Annotated in this window: 15 protein-coding genes; 9 read left to right on the top strand and 6 right to left on the bottom strand. The window is 66.3% G+C overall.

Annotated elements, in window-relative coordinates; all coding sequences use genetic code 11:
• The first annotated feature begins 40 nt into the window (after positions 1-40).
• Complete coding sequence (locus tag K1X41_RS14440; RefSeq protein ID WP_220174936.1) at positions 41-862, top strand: CPBP family intramembrane glutamic endopeptidase; 822 nt, start codon at positions 41-43, stop codon at positions 860-862.
• Here K1X41_RS14440 and K1X41_RS14435 read toward each other — a convergent pair.
• Positions 859-2,517, bottom strand: a complete 1,659-nt coding sequence (locus tag K1X41_RS14435) for a GMC family oxidoreductase (protein WP_220174935.1) — start codon at positions 2,515-2,517, stop codon at positions 859-861. The two genes, K1X41_RS14440 and K1X41_RS14435, sit on opposite strands and share 4 nt — an antisense overlap.
• 213 nt (positions 2,518-2,730) lie before the next feature.
• On the opposite strand from K1X41_RS14435, the gene K1X41_RS14430 reads away from it, so the two are divergent.
• Positions 2,731-3,327 carry a TetR/AcrR family transcriptional regulator gene (locus K1X41_RS14430; RefSeq protein ID WP_132202527.1) on the top strand — a complete coding sequence of 199 codons (597 nt, stop codon included), beginning with the start codon at positions 2,731-2,733 and terminating at the stop codon, positions 3,325-3,327.
• Between the two features lie 82 nt (positions 3,328-3,409).
• Here the strand turns inward: K1X41_RS14430 and K1X41_RS14425 are convergent, their stop codons facing one another.
• From K1X41_RS14425 to K1X41_RS14415, 3 genes are all read right to left on the bottom strand, one after another.
• A complete protein-coding gene (locus K1X41_RS14425; protein ID WP_258566573.1) occupies positions 3,410-4,234 on the bottom strand; it encodes a phosphotriesterase family protein in 825 nt (274 codons plus the stop codon).
• 301 nt (positions 4,235-4,535) lie between these two features.
• A complete protein-coding gene (locus tag K1X41_RS14420; RefSeq protein WP_220174934.1) occupies positions 4,536-5,570 on the bottom strand; it encodes an amidohydrolase family protein in 1,035 nt (344 codons plus the stop codon).
• 41 nt (positions 5,571-5,611) lie between these two features.
• A complete protein-coding gene (locus K1X41_RS14415) occupies positions 5,612-6,586 on the bottom strand; it encodes a methyltransferase family protein (protein ID WP_220174933.1) in 975 nt (324 codons plus the stop codon).
• A gap of 193 nt (positions 6,587-6,779) precedes the next feature.
• On the opposite strand from K1X41_RS14415, the gene K1X41_RS14410 reads away from it, so the two are divergent.
• Positions 6,780-7,499 (top strand): alpha/beta fold hydrolase, encoded by a 720-nt coding sequence (locus tag K1X41_RS14410; RefSeq protein WP_220174932.1) that lies wholly within the window; start codon positions 6,780-6,782, stop codon positions 7,497-7,499.
• 129 nt (positions 7,500-7,628) lie between these two features.
• Here K1X41_RS14410 and K1X41_RS14405 read toward each other — a convergent pair whose 3' ends face one another.
• Positions 7,629-8,621 (bottom strand): aldo/keto reductase, encoded by a 993-nt coding sequence (locus K1X41_RS14405; RefSeq protein WP_220174931.1) that lies wholly within the window; start codon positions 8,619-8,621, stop codon positions 7,629-7,631.
• A gap of 140 nt (positions 8,622-8,761) precedes the next feature.
• Here K1X41_RS14405 and K1X41_RS14400 point away from each other — a divergent pair, with 140 nt between their 5' ends.
• Positions 8,762-9,499: an SDR family NAD(P)-dependent oxidoreductase gene (locus K1X41_RS14400; RefSeq protein ID WP_208107905.1), complete on the top strand. Its 738-nt coding sequence runs from the start codon at positions 8,762-8,764 to the stop codon at positions 9,497-9,499.
• 70 nt (positions 9,500-9,569) lie between these two features.
• On the opposite strand, the gene K1X41_RS14395 is transcribed toward K1X41_RS14400, so the two are convergent.
• Positions 9,570-10,976, bottom strand: a complete 1,407-nt coding sequence (locus K1X41_RS14395) for an amidohydrolase (RefSeq protein ID WP_220174930.1) — start codon at positions 10,974-10,976, stop codon at positions 9,570-9,572.
• Positions 10,977-11,116: 140 nt separating this feature from the next.
• Here K1X41_RS14395 and K1X41_RS14390 point away from each other — a divergent pair, with 140 nt between their 5' ends.
• The 5 genes from K1X41_RS14390 (at position 11,117) to K1X41_RS14370 (ending at position 16,554) form a co-directional block, all read left to right on the top strand.
• Entirely contained in the window at positions 11,117-12,232 is a 1,116-nt protein-coding gene (locus tag K1X41_RS14390; protein ID WP_220174929.1) for a zinc-binding dehydrogenase, read from the top strand.
• Between the two features lie 63 nt (positions 12,233-12,295).
• The gene (locus K1X41_RS14385; RefSeq protein ID WP_133616994.1) at positions 12,296-13,261 is read left to right on the top strand and encodes an aldo/keto reductase; all 966 of its coding nucleotides are present in this window, start codon (positions 12,296-12,298) and stop codon (positions 13,259-13,261) included.
• A gap of 5 nt (positions 13,262-13,266) precedes the next feature.
• A complete protein-coding gene (locus K1X41_RS14380; protein ID WP_133616995.1) occupies positions 13,267-14,292 on the top strand; it encodes an alpha/beta hydrolase in 1,026 nt (341 codons plus the stop codon).
• Complete coding sequence (locus tag K1X41_RS14375) at positions 14,285-15,346, top strand: alpha/beta hydrolase (RefSeq protein WP_220174928.1); 1,062 nt, start codon at positions 14,285-14,287, stop codon at positions 15,344-15,346. The genes K1X41_RS14380 and K1X41_RS14375 overlap by 8 nt, the downstream gene beginning before the upstream one ends.
• Positions 15,343-16,554 carry a multidrug effflux MFS transporter gene (locus K1X41_RS14370; RefSeq protein WP_258566572.1) on the top strand — a complete coding sequence of 404 codons (1,212 nt, stop codon included), beginning with the start codon at positions 15,343-15,345 and terminating at the stop codon, positions 16,552-16,554. Before K1X41_RS14375 ends, K1X41_RS14370 begins: the two co-directional genes overlap by 4 nt.
• The last annotated feature ends 8 nt before the right edge of the window (positions 16,555-16,562 follow it).

The following is a 16,562-nucleotide window of genomic DNA, read 5'->3' as shown; positions in this document are numbered from 1 at the left end:
TTCCCCTGCCGCTACACGCGCGAGCACAAGGGGGAACGACATGGCCGAGCACGACGCACCGTCCGGATGGCACCGATTCTGGAACCGCGGCGGGTGGTGGCGCGCACTCGCGCTCGTGGTGGGCTACTACGTGCTATACCAAGCGGGTGGACTGCTCGTCGGCCCCATCGTGCCAGGGATTACTGACCCGGCACTGAAAGTGCTTGTCGTGACAGGGCTGCCGATCCTGATCGGCTGCGCGCTGCTCATCGCCTTCGCCCTATCACTGGGCTGGTTGCGCGAACTCTTCGCTCGGCAGCCCATTCACGGCTCATGGTGGATGTGGGTCGCCGTCGCCGTGGTCGTCGTATTCAACGTGCTCCGCTTCGCCACCATTGATTACCACACGGCCGGCTCCAGCATGGTCCTCGCTTGGCTCGCGACCGGCCTGCTTATCGGCTTCGCAGAGGAGGTCCTCACGCGCGGCTTCGTTGTGAACCTCATGCGCAGGGCCGGCTACCGCGAGATCTCCGTGGCGCTCGTCTCAGCAGCACTGTTCGCCGTGATGCACGCGGGCAACGTGCTCGACGGGCAGGGCATCAATACCACGCTGTTCCAGGTGGGGTACACCTTCGCCTTCGGGCTCTGCATGTACCTGGCACTCCGCGTAACCGGCAACCTGATCTGGCCGATCCTGCTGCACGCAACCACCGATCCGTCGATCTTCCTGCAGAGCGAGTACCCGGCAGCCGGTTCTCTCTCGGAGATCGCAGCGCTCGGCAACATTGTGGTCATCGCCGCGGGCCTCATCCTGCTGATTTTCATCCGCGGTCGCGTCGACTCGGCCGTTGACTTCACCGGCCGAGTCGACGCGCGAGCTTAGCGCTCCCCCGCAAGCACGAATCGTGCGCCGAGCTCGCCGATGAGCACGGAGGGCGCGTTCGTGTTTCCAGTGGTCACACGCGGCATGATCGAGGCATCGATCACCCGCAAGCCGTCAACGCCGTGAACTGCGAGCCGCGGTGAGACCACCGCGAGCTCATCCACCCCCATCTTGCAGGTACCAACCTGGTGGTGGTAGGTCGCGACCGTGGATCGGACATAGTCGACCGGATCGTCGCCGTCGCCCACTTCTGGGCCGGGGTACACCTCAGTCGCACCCCAGCCGCCGTCAGCCGGGCTCGCAGCGAGCGCGGCCTGCCGCCCAATGCTGCGGCACTGCCGCACCGAAGCCACAAGTGACGCGACATCGTCATCGTGCCCGAGCGCGTCAAGATCGATCTGGATCGGATCGTCGACCCCCGGGCCCGATAGCGTGATCTCGCCGCGCGCCCGTGGCGTTACGAGGCCTGCGAGGAACGAGAAGCCATCGTCGCCGCGCGGCTCAAGCGTGTCCCCATACATCGGCACCGAGAAGTTGATGGGCTGCGTATCCGGGCGGTCCAGCTCAGGGCGACTCTTCCAGAACAGGTGTGTCTGCGTCACCGAAACACCGGACTGTGGCGGACCGACCGGCTTCTCTGTCGCAAAGATCACCGGGGCGAGCAGGTGGTCGTGGAGGTTCTTCCCGACGCCGGGGAGATGAACCCGAGATTCGATCCCCACCGCCCGCAGCTCTTCGGCCGGTCCGATCCCGGAGCGCAGCAGCACCCTCGGTGAGTCGATCGCCCCTGCGGCGAGCACTATCTCGTCGGCGAACAGCTCGCGGGTCGCACCGTCCTGCGTGACTCGCACGCCGATCACGCGGGGCGTGCCAGCTGCGGCACCGGTGTCAGACGCGGCACCATCGGCACCGCCTGCATCAGCGGGATCACCGGCACTGTCTGCATCAGCGAGATCACCGGGATCCGCATTCGCGAAGATCAGCTCCTCCACCCGGCAGCCGGTCTCGACGGTGACCCGATCCCGTACCGGTTTGAGATACGCGCGGTAGGTGCTCAGCCGCTCCCCATCACGCACTGTAATCTGCTGCTGCGAGATCCCGTCGAGCACCTCGCCGTTGTAATCGGCGTTGTGCTCGAGCCCCTCCTGCACGCCGGCGTCAAGAATCGACTGCTGGATCGGCGAAAGCGCATAGTCGTCGCTGACATCGAGCAGTCCGTCGCCGCCGCGCAGCGCAGAAGCGCCTCCGGAGTAGCGCTCCAATTCGCGGTATACGGGGAGCACGTCCTCCCAGGCCCAGCCATCGTTACCCAGGCTGGCCCAATGGTCGAAGTCTTTCGGGGAGCAACGCACCCAGATCATCGCGTTCAGCGCGTGCGATCCGCCGAGCACTTTGCCCCGCGGCAGGTGCAAACGGCGGCCAGCGGCTCCCGGCTGCGGCGTGGTGAAGTAGTCCCAGTCATCTGCGCTGTGCCACAGCTCGCCCATACGGCTGAGGTCATGGATCGCGGGGTTCGTGTCTTCACCACCCGCTTCGAGGATGGTGACCGTCACGCCCGCGTCTGCGAGGCGGCGTGCTACGACTGATCCCGCGGATCCTGCCCCGATCACAATCACGCTCTCGGGTCGCGGCTGAGTGCTCGACTGATCCGACATTGGACTCCTCTCCGACGCGGCGCCGTCGCACGCGTTTCCACTCTGAGGTTGCCATGTCGCCCCGCGCCTGGCCACCGCTCGCAAGAGTTCTGCTCGGAGAGTCAAATGCACTGCGGCGGCGGTCAAGGGCGCGCTTCACACGCACCATTGGACCGGGCCAGAGTTTTTCGTCTACAATGGAGGATAATAGATTTCCGGCCCCAAGGACGTGCGATGCCCAAAGTCATAGATCATGATCAGCGACGCAAAGAAGTCGTCGATGTCACCTGGCAGCTGATCGTTGAGGGAGGCATCGAGGCCGCAACGATGCGCGAAATCGCTGCTCGCGCTGGCTTCGCCAACGGCGCGCTCAAGCACTACTTCTCCGGCAAGGACCAGATCATCAAGGGTGCGTACGAGCGCTCACTCAACAGCCTGGGCGAGCGCCTGGCCAACCACACCGCTGGCAAGCGTGGGATCGAAGCGCTGGAAATGTTCATGCGCTTCACCCTGCCGATCGAGCAGGAAGACGCTACTGCGGCGCGCGTGCTGCTTTCGTTCTGGGAGCGTTGCGCGTTCAGCACAGAGCTCCACGGCGGCTACGACGAGCACCTCGACACTTGGAAGGCCGGCTACCGGCAGTATCTCGCAGAGGGCAGGGCCGACGGCGATATCCTCACGAGTACCCCTGACGACCAGCTCGTCGACGAGATCATCATGCTCAATATCGGCGCAACTGTGGTGCGAGTAGTAAGCCCCGATCACTTGAACGCCGATGTGCTCGATGCGCAGGTCACCGACTTTATCGCCCGACTGCGCAGCGCACACTAACTTCCACTGCCCACACGGCGCCCCACCGCCCACCCAACACACCACTGTCGGATCACACGGATCATCTGGAGTGCTCTGCGCGTTAGCGTCGGCCCGGAGCTCTAAACGCGAGGATCCGCGCCGGGGTGTGGATCATGATCTGATCCAGCTCCGCTGCGCTGACTCCAAACTCAGCGAGCGTCGGCAGGAAGTGATCGACAATATAGCCGTAGCCGTGCCCGCCCCAGCGCCGCAGCTGCACACGCTGGCACACATCTCCCCCGAGGACGAGCTGCTCACCCCAGCCGTCCGCAACCAGCTCAGCGAAACCACGCGCCACCTCGCGGTCGGTGAACGGGAACAGTGTGCCCCACGGGCTTCCGGTTGTGCCTAAGAAATCGGCTTCAACAGAGACCCCGCGCGCCAGCAACCGCCTGGCCAATGACATATCATCCGCGATCGTGCCAGCATGACCGAACACCACACCTGCAGGATCAGCCCCCTCTGCTTCGAGCGCATCGAGCACGCGCAGCTTCTCCTCCCCGAAGCCGCCCATGTGCAGCGTGATCGGAGCTCCGGTGAGCGCCGCAGCACGTCCGGCGGCACGCACACTGCGCATCTCCTCCGGGTGGACCGGATCCCCCTCAGCCCCAACCTCTCCGATAATTCCGGCCCGAATCCCGGTGCCGTCGACCCCCACAACAAGATCGGTGACGATCTGTGCGGTGAGTTCTTCGATCGAGCGCTCAGCGAAACCCAGCGGGTGCAGGTCTTTCTGGTACCACCCACTCCCCATCACGATGCGCAGCCCGGAAGCACGACTGAGTCTCGCGAGCGCGGCGGCGTCGCGCCCCACGCCGCTCGGCGTGACTTCGACGATCGTGCCGCCGCCCTGCCGCACAAAGTCCCCCACCTCGTCCAGCAGCACGGCCTCGTCACCAAGAATGTCGTTCTCCGCGCTGGGCCTCCCCGCCGCACTGCCGCGAGCGTTGTGAGGCTGAGCGGTTCCTGCGCAGGAGGGTCCCACTCGCCCCGGCGCGGGTTCGGTGAGTGGGCCGGCCTGCGAATGTCGAGGAACACGTGCTCGTGCATGAGAGTCGTGCCGAGATCTTCAGGCCGCACCGTGCCACAGACCGTCTGCACGGCGCCGGTGCGATCCGGAATATCGATCTCATCGAGCGGGATCGCCACCGCACGCCCGCCCTGCTCCACACGCTCATCCCGTACCGTCATACTGCCTTCCCTTCACTGCGCTGCAGAAAGCGCAGCGCCGTCTCCCCACCGATTGCGGCGCGCAGCGCGGCGTCGGCGCCGAGCATGCCAAGGTACGGCAGGAACTGCTGAGTGATGAACTCGAGTCCATTACCCCCAAAGGCAGTGAGCTGGTGTTTTGCGCGGATGCCGCAGCTGAGCGTGACATGCTCGCCGAGGCCACGCGCAGCACAGCGGAGGATCGCGACGGCAATATCGTGGTCGGAGACCACCGTGCGCACCGTCGGTATCCGGCCGAGCTCGTCAAAGCAGAGCGTGATCCCCGAGCTCTGTGCCAGGGCGATCAGCCCCTCAAGTCGATCCGGATCCACGCCTGCGCCGTCTCCCGTGCCGAAGCCCGCGTTGGGTGCCCCCTCGCGGCGCCTGCCGATGAGTCGCTGGGCCCCCGTCAGCGTGATGCGTTTTCCGGGAAGGCCCTCGGCCTCCAATCGCGCCACGGCTGCTGCGGCCTCCGCGAGCTCCGCTCCAGGCGAGAGCATGAGGCCCTCGCCTGCGAGTCTTGCCGCCCGGGCTGCGGCCCTGAAGTCGGCTGGGGTGGCACTTACTCGGATCGCAGTCCGGCGCACAATCGCGACGCCGGAGGCAGCGCTCAGGCGCCGCAGTGCTGCAGAGGTGCGAGTGGGATCTTGCGCCTCCACGGTCGCGGCATCGAGCACCACGACCACCGGTTGCGCGCGCTGCGCGGCACTCTCAGCGTGCGGACCAGATTCAGATGACGCGTGCACCGCGGCGGCGTAGACCCCCAAGGCGTGAGCAGCGTCCGCCTCGGCGAGCGTGCGATCATCACGGTTGGGCGCTCCGAGCAGGAGACGGCCCAGGTTGCCAATCGCGACCGGCTCGCGCGCGAACGCGACCTCGCTCGCTGGCCGCCCAGTGTTCCCGGCGAGCGGAGGTGCCGCCTGCAGCAGCACCTCCGCCGCAAGTACCGGCCCCGCCGCGGTGACTGGGAGGGGTCCGGTCACCGTCTCGATCACCGACGCGCGCTCACTCACTCGCTCCACCCCTCCTCGACCGCTCGACTCGCGTGTCGCAGTTACACTGCGGTGGCAACGAGCACACGCGGGCTGCCGGGCAGCTCGACGAGGCGATCAACCGCCCAGCCAGTCTCCGCAAGCCAGCCCTCGACCTCTTCAATCGGGTACACCACAGTGCCGTCGATATTGAAGTATTCACCGGCGTGCAGCGCGTCAATTGCGCGCTGCGTGCCGTCCTGATCGAGGAAGAAATCAAGCAGCATCAGGGTGGCGCCGGGAGCAGCGGCTCCCCGCGAGGCGGAAAGAATGGCGCGATTCTGCTCCGCATCGAAGCGGTGCAGCACGTGAGTCAGCAAGACAAGGTCGTGCTCCCCGCCCGGCGCGGTGGATTCAGTGTCTCCCTCTTCGACGCTCACGCGGTCCGCGAGCCCGGCGGCCGAGGCTGCCTCCGCGATCGAGTCTGCGAAGCCTGGCGCGTAGACGAAGCGCGTGGTGAGCTCGTCATTCTGCTGCATCGCAGCGAGCGAGAAGCCAGCGGCAAGACCCCCGAAATCGAGGGCGTTGCGGAATCCTGAGAAGTCGAATGCGGCCCCGAACTGCTCTGCGTGCAGTGCATTGTAGGTCATGACACCGGCCATGAAATCCGCCCAGCCGGCCTCGTCGAGTTCGAGTGTGCCGGCCGCGTCGGAGTCGACGGTGTGGTCGTAGCCGAGCCACTGGCGGTAGCTAATATCGCCGAGGAAGGAAAGGAACGGGGTCAGGTCGATGTCGCCGGTGCCGGCGAGGTACTTCGCGGAGTCCGCGGCGAGCGAGTAGCGGCCTGCTTCGCGCTCCAGCAAGCCAAGCGCGTTCATTGCGTCGGCAAGGGTGCGCACCTGGCGCTCTGCGTGTGCGGTCTTGGCCGCGAGCTCGGCGGCCGTCTGCGGTCCGCCCGCAAGCGCGGCGAACAGGCCGATCCGGCTTGCTGCTGCGAGCTGCTTGGCCCCCATGAATCCGATAGCGATATCGACGATGCGGTCGGGAGTTGCGGTCATGAACTGATCCTTTGCGTGTGGGCCGTCCGCGAGGCTCGGGACGGCGGTGTCCGGGTGTGGCCTGTCGAAACTCTACAGACGTAGACAAATAATGTCCAGCCGTGCCACGCTTATTTTCTACTAGCATAGAAAATAAATTCGGGATCGATCCAGCCCCGAGAACACACCATTTCACTGCCGAAAGGTCCTCCTCATGCCACTCGCCACACACCACTTCCCCACCGACACGACAGCTCCTCCGGTCATCCTCCTGCACGGCTTCGCCTCCTCCGCGGCGGAAGACTTCATCGCCACCGGCTGGATCGAATCACTGCACCGGGCCGGGCGCGAAGTCATCGCACTCGATCTGCCGGGCCACGGCGAGAGCCCGGCACTCACCAGCGCAGCCGAGGCCACCACGAGCGCGGTGCTCGATGCAATTGCGTCTGCGATTGACACCATCACCCCCGCGGGACCCATCGACGTCGTGGGATACTCGCTCGGCGCCAGACTGGCATGGGACCTCCCGCGGCACAGCGACCGCGTGCATCGACTCGTACTGGGCGGTGCGAGCCCGTTCGAGCCGTTTGCCGCCGTAGATGCCACCGAGCTCGCCGAGGCACTGCGCGGCGGCACCCCCGCACACCCGCTCGCCGGCATGATGGCAGGCATGATCTCCGCACCAGGCAGGGACACCGCGTCGCTCGCGCGACTGATCCCCGGCCTCGCATCCGAGCCGTTTGCGCCAGAGCAACAGGCACCTCGTGTGCCGACACTGCTCGTTGCCGGCAGCTCAGACCCAATGACGCAGGGCATCGAGGCGCTGCTCGCCGCGCTCCCGCACGGCTCACTGACCCACGTGCCAGGAGATCACCGCGGCGCCCTTGACAGCGCCGAATTCCGATCCTGCGCAATCGACTATCTCGCCGCGTAGCGCACAGCCGCCGAGTTCACGCAGGAAATCCGAGCTCGTGCAGGATGGAATCGTGGATTTCATCCTGCACGAGCTCGGATTTCCTGCGTGAGCCCAAGCGCACGCCGGAGCGCGCACCCGAGCGAGCGCCTACTCCGGAGCCCACACTCCGTCGGCCCGCACTTCGCGGTCCAGCCAGAGCCCGGCGGTCGCCGTGCGGATCGCGTCGGCGCCGATTCGCTCCAGGAGTGCAATCGCCCCGAGATTATCTTCGAGTTGAGTGACGCTCGAGGCCCCGAAGAGGACGTTTGCGGTTGCCGGGTGTGCGAGACAGAACGCGATCCCGAGCTGAGCGGGGGTCGCCCCGAATTCCTCGGCAATGCGCAGCACCTCCGGATACGCCGCGACGATCCGCTCGCGAATCCCCCCGACATCCGCGCCGATCTTGCGCTGGGGGGCGAGCTTGCCCACAAGAATCCCGCCCTCGAATGCGTCCGATGCCTGGAGTGCGAGCGTGCCATCGGCGAACCACTTGCCGTAGAACTCCCCCTCGGCCATACTTCGCCGCACGAGGCCGTACTTGAGCTGCGCAAAGCTGGGCGGAGTGAGCCCCTCCTCCGCAGCAGTGTCGAGGGCGAGCCGCAGCGCAGCGGCTGGCCAGTTATTGACCCCCCAGCTTGCGAAACTGCCGCGAGTGATTTCGGCTTGCACATCTCGCACGACCTGCGCGATATCCACTTCTCCCATGAAATCCCCGACCACAACGGTCTCGAAGGACTCTGGACCGCCGCGGCCAGCTCCAATGCGGTCGAGCGAGACGCGCATCTGATCCGCGAAGCCTGTCGCCGGGTACTCCCACAACCAGAGCTTGCCGCAGAGTTGATAGTCGCTGCGCGCAAGCCCCAGCTCTCGGAGCGTCTCCCCGAACAGCAGATCTGTGCGCGAGGCCTCCGCGTGCGGCCCCATGTTGTAGTAGGCCACGTCGAAGAATGCAGATCCAGTCTCGACCGCCCGCTCCATGAGCGCGCGCCGATCGCGCGCCTCCATCCGGTCCCAGATGTTCCAGGACCCGAGCGCGAACACCGGCACTTCGGGACCGCCCGGACCGAGTTGTCGCTGGGGGATGTGGCCGGTGAACGTCATGTCTGCCTCCTTGCAGGCGCCGCACGCATTGCGCCGCGACACACGCGTGCTCGTTTATTTTCTACAATCGTATAATATACGAAGAGTTCACTCCAGTGTCGGCGCCTCGCGTCGACTTCACCCTCGACAAAGGAGTCACCGTGACCACTCCACGCACCGTACTGATCACCGGCGGGGCCGGCGGTATCGGCCAGGGCATCGCCCGCGAATTCATCGCCGCTGGCGAGCACGTTATTCTCGCGGATCGTGACGCAACCGCAGTCAACGCCGCTGCCACCGCCCTCGGCGCAGAGGCACGAGCGCTCGACATCACCGACCCGGCGGCCGTGGCCGCGGCGTTCGACCACTTCTCGGGAGCCGGTGGCGTCGATGTGCTCGTCAACAACGCCGGGATCCTCTCCGTACACGGCGCAGTGACTGAACTCGACCCCGCCGACTACCGGTCAATCCTCGAGGTCAACGTGCTCGGCACCTTCGTGATGATTCAGGCGTTTGCGCGGCACCGAATCGCGGCAGGCGGCGGCGGCGCGATCGTCAATATTTCATCAATCGGGGGGCGCCAGCCGACGCCCGGCATGGGCGCATACGAGTCCAGCAAAGCCGCGGTTGACTCAGTGACCCGCTGGGCAGCGATCGAGCTCGCACCGCACGGAATCCGCGTGAACGCCGTCGCGCCAGGGCCGGTGCTCACCCCAATGCTTGAGCAGGGCATGCCAGAGGGTTCCCCCGCGCGCGCAGCGTGGGCAAGCCGGATCCCACTCGGCAGCCTCGCACGGGTCGATGACATCGCCCCCGCGGTCGCCTATCTCGCGGGTGCGGGAGCCGCACACATCACGGGCGTGAGCCTCCCCGTCGACGGAGGCCAGCTTCTCACGTAGCCCGCCGCCAATCCCCGCAGTGGGCCGGCGCCGCGCGCTGGCCCACTGCACTCACCCTCACGAGCACGTGCTAGCGCTCGAACACCACGTGTCCGTCGAGCACGGTCAGGTCGACAGCAACATCAGGTAGGCCAGCAGCACCGACCTCAAAGGGGTCTCGCGCAAGTACGACGAGATCGGCCACCTTCCCAGCAGTGACGGTCCCCTTCCAGTCGGCCGCCCGATCCTGGGCAGCCGGAAGTGAGGTGTACGCTCGGAGCAACTGCTCGAGCCTGGCGCGCATGTCTTCGGGAGCAACTGAACCACCTGTCGCCACGATTCTCGCCTCAGCAGCTGCGATCCCGCGCCGCCAGTCGAAGTCGAGCACCGGCGCATCCGACGACAGCACGAGCACTCCGGCGGCGAGCGCAGCGCCGAGTGGCCACGCGCTGGTCGCCACCTCCGGCCCGAGCATGCCGGTGAGCCACTCGCCAGCGTACGCCGCAATGCCGGACTGTGTATTCAGCCAGATCCCCATCTCGGCCATGCGCGCTACCTGGGCGGGCGTTGCCAGGTCACCGTGAATAATGACGTGCCCCAGCTCGCGAACGCTGGGGGCGCCAGGCAGTGCAGCGGCGGCGGCAAATGCCTCGAGGGCGAGTTCGACCGTTCGATCTCCGGTCGCGTGAATTCCCACTTGCAGCCCCGCGAGGTGCGCGGCGCGGAGCATCTGTGCGAGGCCCTCGGCTTTCTCCGCAATGGTTGCCCCTTCAACGAGCAGGTCTCCGTGTGTGCCGTCGTCGTAGCTGTGATCGGTCCACGCCTGCCGCGAGAGCGGAATCAGGTCCCCAAATATCTTGACTCCGGGGATCGCGAGCCACGCGGGATCGCTTTCACCGGCGAGAGCGGCATGGTTCTGGATCCCGGCGACCACCGTTGCGACGTCGCTCGGCCCATCGAGGATGCCGTGGAGTGCGAGCACGGTGATCCGCTGCGACAACTCGCCCGCGGCAGCGAGCTCGCGATAGATCTCGATCACTTCGCTGTGGAAACTGCCGGTCTCACCGCTGTCCTCGCCCGGCCCGAGGCCGGGCTCGGTGTAACTTGTGATTCCGAGTTCAGTCAGGAGCTTCCCTGCGCGCTGGATCGCGGCGCGGCGCTCGGCCGTGCTCGACACGAGCGTGCCACTGACTTGTGCGGCAGCCTCGGGATCTGCCGCCCCGAAGAAGGTGTGCGGCCACCGCGCGCCGAGCCAGGACCCGTGCAGATGCGAGTCGTTGATGCCGGGGAGCACTGCTCGCCCCGAAAGCTCGATCACCCGCGTGGTCGGCCCGCACCACAGTTCCAGCTCGGCGCTGTCGCCGACTGCGACAATACGACCGGCGGTGATCGCGACACCCTCGGCCCGACGTGCATCGTCATCCATTGTCAGCACGGTACCTCCGCGCAGGATGAGATCGGCATGGCCGCGCGCCTCGTGCACCTTAGGATCCGTCATCTTCCCCTCCGTTGGGACCTCTGACCGGCGGCTCCCGGACTGGAGCTTCACGCTTATGGTCAACGTATGTAGAATAAAACTACACGATCGGCGCCCCGGGCAACGAGGCCGCGCCGATTCCCCTCGGAACGGAGTACTCAATGACGATTCCCACTTCAACTCTCGCGGCCGTGCTGACCGAACACGGCGCAGCGCTCGAACTTCAAGAACTGCCACTCCCTGAGCAGATTGAGCCGGGTGCCGCGCTCGTACAGATCACGTGCACGACCCTCTGCGGCACCGACATCGAGATCTGGGCGGGCAAAATGACGTTCCCCGGAATGCTCCCCATGGTGCTCGGCCACGAAATGGTCGGTGAAGTCGTCGCCCTGGGCGATGGTGCGGTCGACGCGCTCGGCTCCCCACTCAATATCGGCGACCGGATCGGCTGGTCTGAGTCCGTCTGCGGAAAGTGCTTCGGCTGCACCGTGCTGCGCCAGCCCGTCGCCTGCGCGCAGCGCGGCTACGGCTTCCTGCAGCGCTCCGATGTCGCCCCGTTCGCAACAGCCGGGCTCTCCGAGTACGCCTATGTCACGCCCGGCGCGCAAAAGCTGCGCCTACCGGACGAGGTCACAGACACGTGGGCGTCAGCAGCAGGCTGCGCGGCAAAAACCGTCCTACGCGCATTCGACCGCGCTGGCGGCGTACGGCCTGGATCCCGAGTCGTGATTCAGGGATCGGGCGCGCTGGGGCTCTTTGCTACTGCAGTTGCGAGTATCTCTGGTGCCGGCACTGTCATCACCGCTGGCGCGCCTGCAGTCCGGCTGGATCTCGCGCGGCGCTTCGGCGCGACGCACACCGTCGACATCACCGAAGGATCAGAGGCCACCATCGCCAGCGTTCTGGAACTCACTGACGGCCACGGCGCGGATCTCGTGCTCGACGTCGCTGGCACCCCAAGCATCGGACCCGAGGCAGTCGCGATGGCTGCGCAACGCGGCACAATCGCCATCGTTGGCTCGACCGGACCGGCCGGCGATCCGTTCCCGCTCTCAGCGATCATGGGCAAAGAGCTCACCGTTGTCGGATCACTCAATGGCGATGTCTCCGACTACTACCGCTCCATCGAGTTCTTCCGCACCTTCGCGGAGCGATTCCCGTGGGACGAGTTGTTCTCGGCCCCCTGCGGTCTGGACGACGCCTCGGACCGGATCATGAACATGCACGAGCTCAACGAGGTCAAAGCCGTGATCGATCCGCGCCTCACCCGGCGCTAATCCGGCAGCGGCCGCGCTCGCTCTCACCACCAGTTGTCCCGTGTTACCCCGAAAGGACACCCTATGACGCACCCACCAGTCCCCCGCCGCCGCATCGGCACCAGTGAGTTGGAGACTTCCGTCTTCGCGCTCGGGTCCTGGCACATCTACGACCGCATGCACTTCGAAGACGCCGTGCAGCTCGTGCGCACCGCGATCGATCGCGGCATCACCCTGTTCGACGTTGGCGTCTATGCGATGCCAGGCTCGCCGCCCGCCTTCACTGACGTCCTGTTCTCCGCCATCGTCCGGGCCGCTGGCGTTGCACGCGATGAGTATCTCCTCTCCGAGAAACTCTGGCTCGAGGGCTGGGATGAGCACACCGGGTTCCGCTCCCAGCTCAACGGCGCACTGTTCCGCGTCGGCGCCGAACACGCCGACCTCGTGGTGCTCGGAGACTTGCGCCGCGACGATGTCGCGCTCCGGGACATCGTGCTCAATCTCGCCGAGCTCAGCGCTGACGGCCTGATCCGAGCCTGGGGAGTCAACAACTGGTCGGCGTCGAGCGTGCAGGAGTTGCTCGATATCGCCGCGTCAGAGGGAGTCCCCGGGCCCGAGATCGCACAGCTCAAGTACAGCGTGTCGCGGCGCTCGATCCCCGACGGGCTCCCGTTCGCGAGGCTCTGGGAGCGCGGCATGTCGATGCAGGCTTCTGACGTTATGGAGGGCGGCTATCTCGCCGGAAAGATCTCTACCGAACGCGAAGTCGGACGAGATCCAGGGGGGATCCGCCAACGCATCATCGATGATGTCCCAGGGTTCGTCAGTCTCGCCGAGCAGCTCGGCGGCACACCTGCGCAGCTCGCGATTGCCTTTACGCTCACCCACCCGGCAACCGCCACCACACTGTTTGGCGCGTCGAGTGTGGCGCAGCTGGAGACGAATCTCGGCAGCCTCGAACTCCTCAATCGCGTGGGCGCTGCCGAGATTCGGGCGCGTGTCGAGCCCTTCTGGGCAGACCGTGACGTCGTTGACCCGGAAGGACCCTAACCACAATGCCCACCCAACTCCCTACGCCTCCCGTCGCGCTCGGCAGGCCAGCACTCCCCCCGTCGCCCTTCGACCCTGACGTGGTGCCAGCACTCGAGGCACTGGCCGCAAGTGCGCAGCCTCCGCTCAGCGAGGACACGCTTGCGCTCATGCGGAGCGGCGGGCCGGTCTTCCCTGACTCCGACACGATCGCACGGCAGCACGCACTCACCGCAGAGGAACTGCGCATTCCCGGTCCGGCCGGCGCACCCGAGCTCGAGCTCACCGTCTTCCGGCCCGCGCAATCAAGCCCCGTCGCCCTGCCGATCCTCGTGAACTTCCACGGCGGCGGGATGATCGTCGGCCACCGCAGCTGGGAGCATGACCGCGTTGCAGATCTCGTTGCGCGCCACGGAGTGATCGGCGTCAATGTCGAGTATCGCCTCGCGCCAGAGGATCCATTTCCAGCCGGTGTTGAAGACAACTATGCAGCCACCTGCTGGGTGGCCGAGCACGCTGCCGAAATCGGCGGTGACCCCACACGCCTCGTCGTGATGGGCGGCAGTGCCGGCGGCGGATTTGCTGCCGCAGTGTCCCTCATGGCGCGGGATCGGGGCGGCCCCACGCTCGCTGGTCAACTGCTGCTCTGCCCCATGCTCGACAACACGAATTCGACGGTGTCGAGCCTGCAATACGACGGTATTGGCACCTGGCAGCGTGACGCGAACCTCCTGGCGTGGCGCTGCGTGCTTGGTGCAGATCTTGCGTATTCCGAGCAGGCACCTGAGTACGCCGCACCCAGCAGGGCGAACGACCTCTCGGGACTCCCACCCGCCTTCATCGAGGTGGGGGCCGCCGAAATGTTCCGAGACGAGGACACGGACTACGCGAGCCGCATCTGGGCCGCTGGAGGACAGGCGGAGCTCCACGTTTGGGCTGGCGGGTGCCACGGCTTCGACATGTACGCTCCAACTGCCGAGATCACTACGGCGGCCCTGGCAGCTCGCGATTCCTGGCTGCGCCGGATCATCGGAGGCGGGAGCCATGACTGAGCGTTCGCACGCGCTGCCCTTCCGCGCCGCCGCCCCTGAGCTGCGCCCGGTGCCCGTGCCCTACGACCCTGAGCTGGAGCAGGGGCTCGCACACTTCATGGATCTCGTGGAGTCCATCCCCCTCCGCGCACACACGATCTTGGCAAACCGGGACCACTTCCGCACGGTGATTCCCGCGATGGCGAGCCAGGCAGAGGGCCGAGCCGTCACCTGGGAGGATCGCCTGATCCCCGGCCCGCAGGGCGCACCGGACATCGAGGTGACGATCGTGCGCCCACTGGATCCGGCTCCCACGTGTCCTGGCAGGGAAGGATCCGGGGCCCCAGCCGGGGCTCTCCGCCCCGCCGTGCTTGGAATCCACGGCGGCGGCTATGTCCTCGGAACCCGGTTCTTCGGCACTGGCGAGCTCATTGACCTGGCTGAGACCCACGGCACGATCGGTGTCGCCGTCGAGTACCGGCTCGCCCCAGAGCATCCAGCGCCCGCGGGCGCTGAAGATTGCTATGCGGCGCTCGTGTGGCTCGCGGCGCACGCCGCAGAACTGGGTGCCGATCCGGATCGCATCGTTGTTTCCGGTGCGTCCGCTGGCGGCGGACTCACCGCCGCCATTGCACTCATGGCGCGAGATCGCAGCGGACCGGCACTTGCCGGGCAGCTGGTCAACACGCCCATGATTGACGATCGCAACGACACCGTCTCGTCCTGGCAATATGACGGACTCGGAGCGTGGGATCGCAACAACAACGACACTGGGTGGGACGCAATGCTGGGGGCCGATCGTGGGACCGAGCGGGTACACCCGTATCAGGCACCGGCGCGGGCCGCTGACCTCGCACAGCTTCCCCCGGCGTTCCTCGAAGTCGGATCCGCTGAGATCTTCCGCGACGAAACCATCGCGTACGCGCGCCGGATCTGGGCAGCGGGCGGGGAGGCCGAGCTTCACGTGTGGTCGGGCGCTTACCACGGCTTCAGCGGATTCTCGCCGGACGCGATCGTCTCGCAAGCTGCCAACGCTGCGCGTGACAGCTGGTGGCGCCGGATCCTCAGCCGATGACGGGGACACCTGCTCGCCCCATGGGACTCCTGCGCATCACCCTGGTGCTCGGAGCGTTAGAAGCGTTCGGCCCGCTCTCGATGGATCTGTATCTCCCGCAGCTCCCCCAGCTCGCCCGCACACTCGACACCTCTGACGCACTCGCGCAGGCCACCATGTCCGTGTGCATGATCGGCCTGGGGCTGGGGCAGCTCATTGCAGGTCCCCTCTCGGATCGCTTCGGGCGGAAACGCCCGCTTGTGATCGGGGTAATCCTGTTCGCTCTCCTCTCAGCTGTCTGCGCCGTCTCGCCCACCATCGAAGTGCTGCTCGGTGCGCGATTCCTGCAGGGGCTTGCAGGCTCTGCCGGCGTGGTGATCAGTATGGCGGTCGCGCGCGACCTGTTCTCAGGCATCCAGCTCTCCCGCATGCTCTCGTTGCTCGCACTCGTGACCTCGCTCACGCCGATCATTGCGCCAGTGATCGGCGGTCAGCTCGCGCGCGTGATGGACTGGCGAGGCATCTTCCTCGTGCTCGCGGGAATCGGCACCGTGCTCGTGTTCGTCGCGCAATTCGGGCTGCGCGAAACTCTGACCGATGGCAGACACGCAGGGAGCGTGCTCGGCACCACGGCATCCCACATCAGCGTTATCCTCCGCGATCCGCTGTTTGTCGCGCTCATGATTGCGGCGTGCCTGGGTGGGGCTGCCTTCTTCTCGTACCTGTCAATGTCGAGTTTCGTGTTGCAGGACCAGTTCGGGCTGTCCCCACAATTGTTCAGCGTGGTGTTCGCCACGAATGCACTCGCGCAGCTCGGGGGCGCACAACTGAGCAGGCTGTTTGTCGCTCGCATGGGCACGACACGAATGTACCTGGTCGGGCAGCTCGCCGGAGCAACCGCCGCAGTCGTGCTGCTCGGCGCGACGCTTGCTGGCGCACCGGCCATCGTCGTGATTGTGCTGCTCGCCCTGTTCCTGGGAGCGAACGGGCTCGGCGGCCCGAATGGAACGACGCTGGCGCTCGGCGGACACGGCACGCGTGCCGGGACCGCGTCCGCGCTGCTCGGCATGGCGATGTTCACGGCAGGGGCCGTTGCGGCACCAGTGGTCTCGGCGCTCGCCGGCACCTCTGCAATCACGATGGTGTCGACCATCGCCGTTGGGTCCGGCGCAGCGGCAACGGTCGCAGTTCTCGTGATCCGCCGCCTCGCGCCCCGCAATGATGCTTGAGGCGTCGC

The organism is Leucobacter luti (assembly GCF_019464495.1).
Lineage (GTDB): Bacteria > Actinomycetota > Actinomycetes > Actinomycetales > Microbacteriaceae > Leucobacter > Leucobacter luti_A.
Note: the sequence above shows the minus strand (reverse complement) of the source record. Positions and strands in the feature narration are given on the sequence as shown.

What these genes read in the sequence shown, in the direction of transcription:
- K1X41_RS14395 (WP_220174930.1), bottom strand. Translation starts at nt 10,976, where the DNA reads ATGACGGATCCTAAGGTGCACGAGGCGCGCGGCCATGCCGATCTCATC.
- K1X41_RS14415 (WP_220174933.1), bottom strand. Translation starts at nt 6,586, where the DNA reads ATGACCGCAACTCCCGACCGCATCGTCGATATCGCTATCGGATTCATG.
- K1X41_RS14435 (WP_220174935.1), bottom strand. Translation starts at nt 2,517, where the DNA reads ATGTCGGATCAGTCGAGCACTCAGCCGCGACCCGAGAGCGTGATTGTG.
- K1X41_RS14430 (WP_132202527.1), top strand. Translation starts at nt 2,731, where the DNA reads ATGCCCAAAGTCATAGATCATGATCAGCGACGCAAAGAAGTCGTCGAT.
- K1X41_RS14440 (WP_220174936.1), top strand. Translation starts at nt 41, where the DNA reads ATGGCCGAGCACGACGCACCGTCCGGATGGCACCGATTCTGGAACCGC.
- K1X41_RS14375 (WP_220174928.1), top strand. Translation starts at nt 14,285, where the DNA reads ATGACTGAGCGTTCGCACGCGCTGCCCTTCCGCGCCGCCGCCCCTGAG.
- K1X41_RS14380 (WP_133616995.1), top strand. Translation starts at nt 13,267, where the DNA reads ATGCCCACCCAACTCCCTACGCCTCCCGTCGCGCTCGGCAGGCCAGCA.
- K1X41_RS14405 (WP_220174931.1), bottom strand. Translation starts at nt 8,621, where the DNA reads ATGACGTTCACCGGCCACATCCCCCAGCGACAACTCGGTCCGGGCGGT.
- K1X41_RS14385 (WP_133616994.1), top strand. Translation starts at nt 12,296, where the DNA reads ATGACGCACCCACCAGTCCCCCGCCGCCGCATCGGCACCAGTGAGTTG.
- K1X41_RS14390 (WP_220174929.1), top strand. Translation starts at nt 11,117, where the DNA reads ATGACGATTCCCACTTCAACTCTCGCGGCCGTGCTGACCGAACACGGC.
- K1X41_RS14370 (WP_258566572.1), top strand. Translation starts at nt 15,343, where the DNA reads ATGACGGGGACACCTGCTCGCCCCATGGGACTCCTGCGCATCACCCTG.
- K1X41_RS14410 (WP_220174932.1), top strand. Translation starts at nt 6,780, where the DNA reads ATGCCACTCGCCACACACCACTTCCCCACCGACACGACAGCTCCTCCG.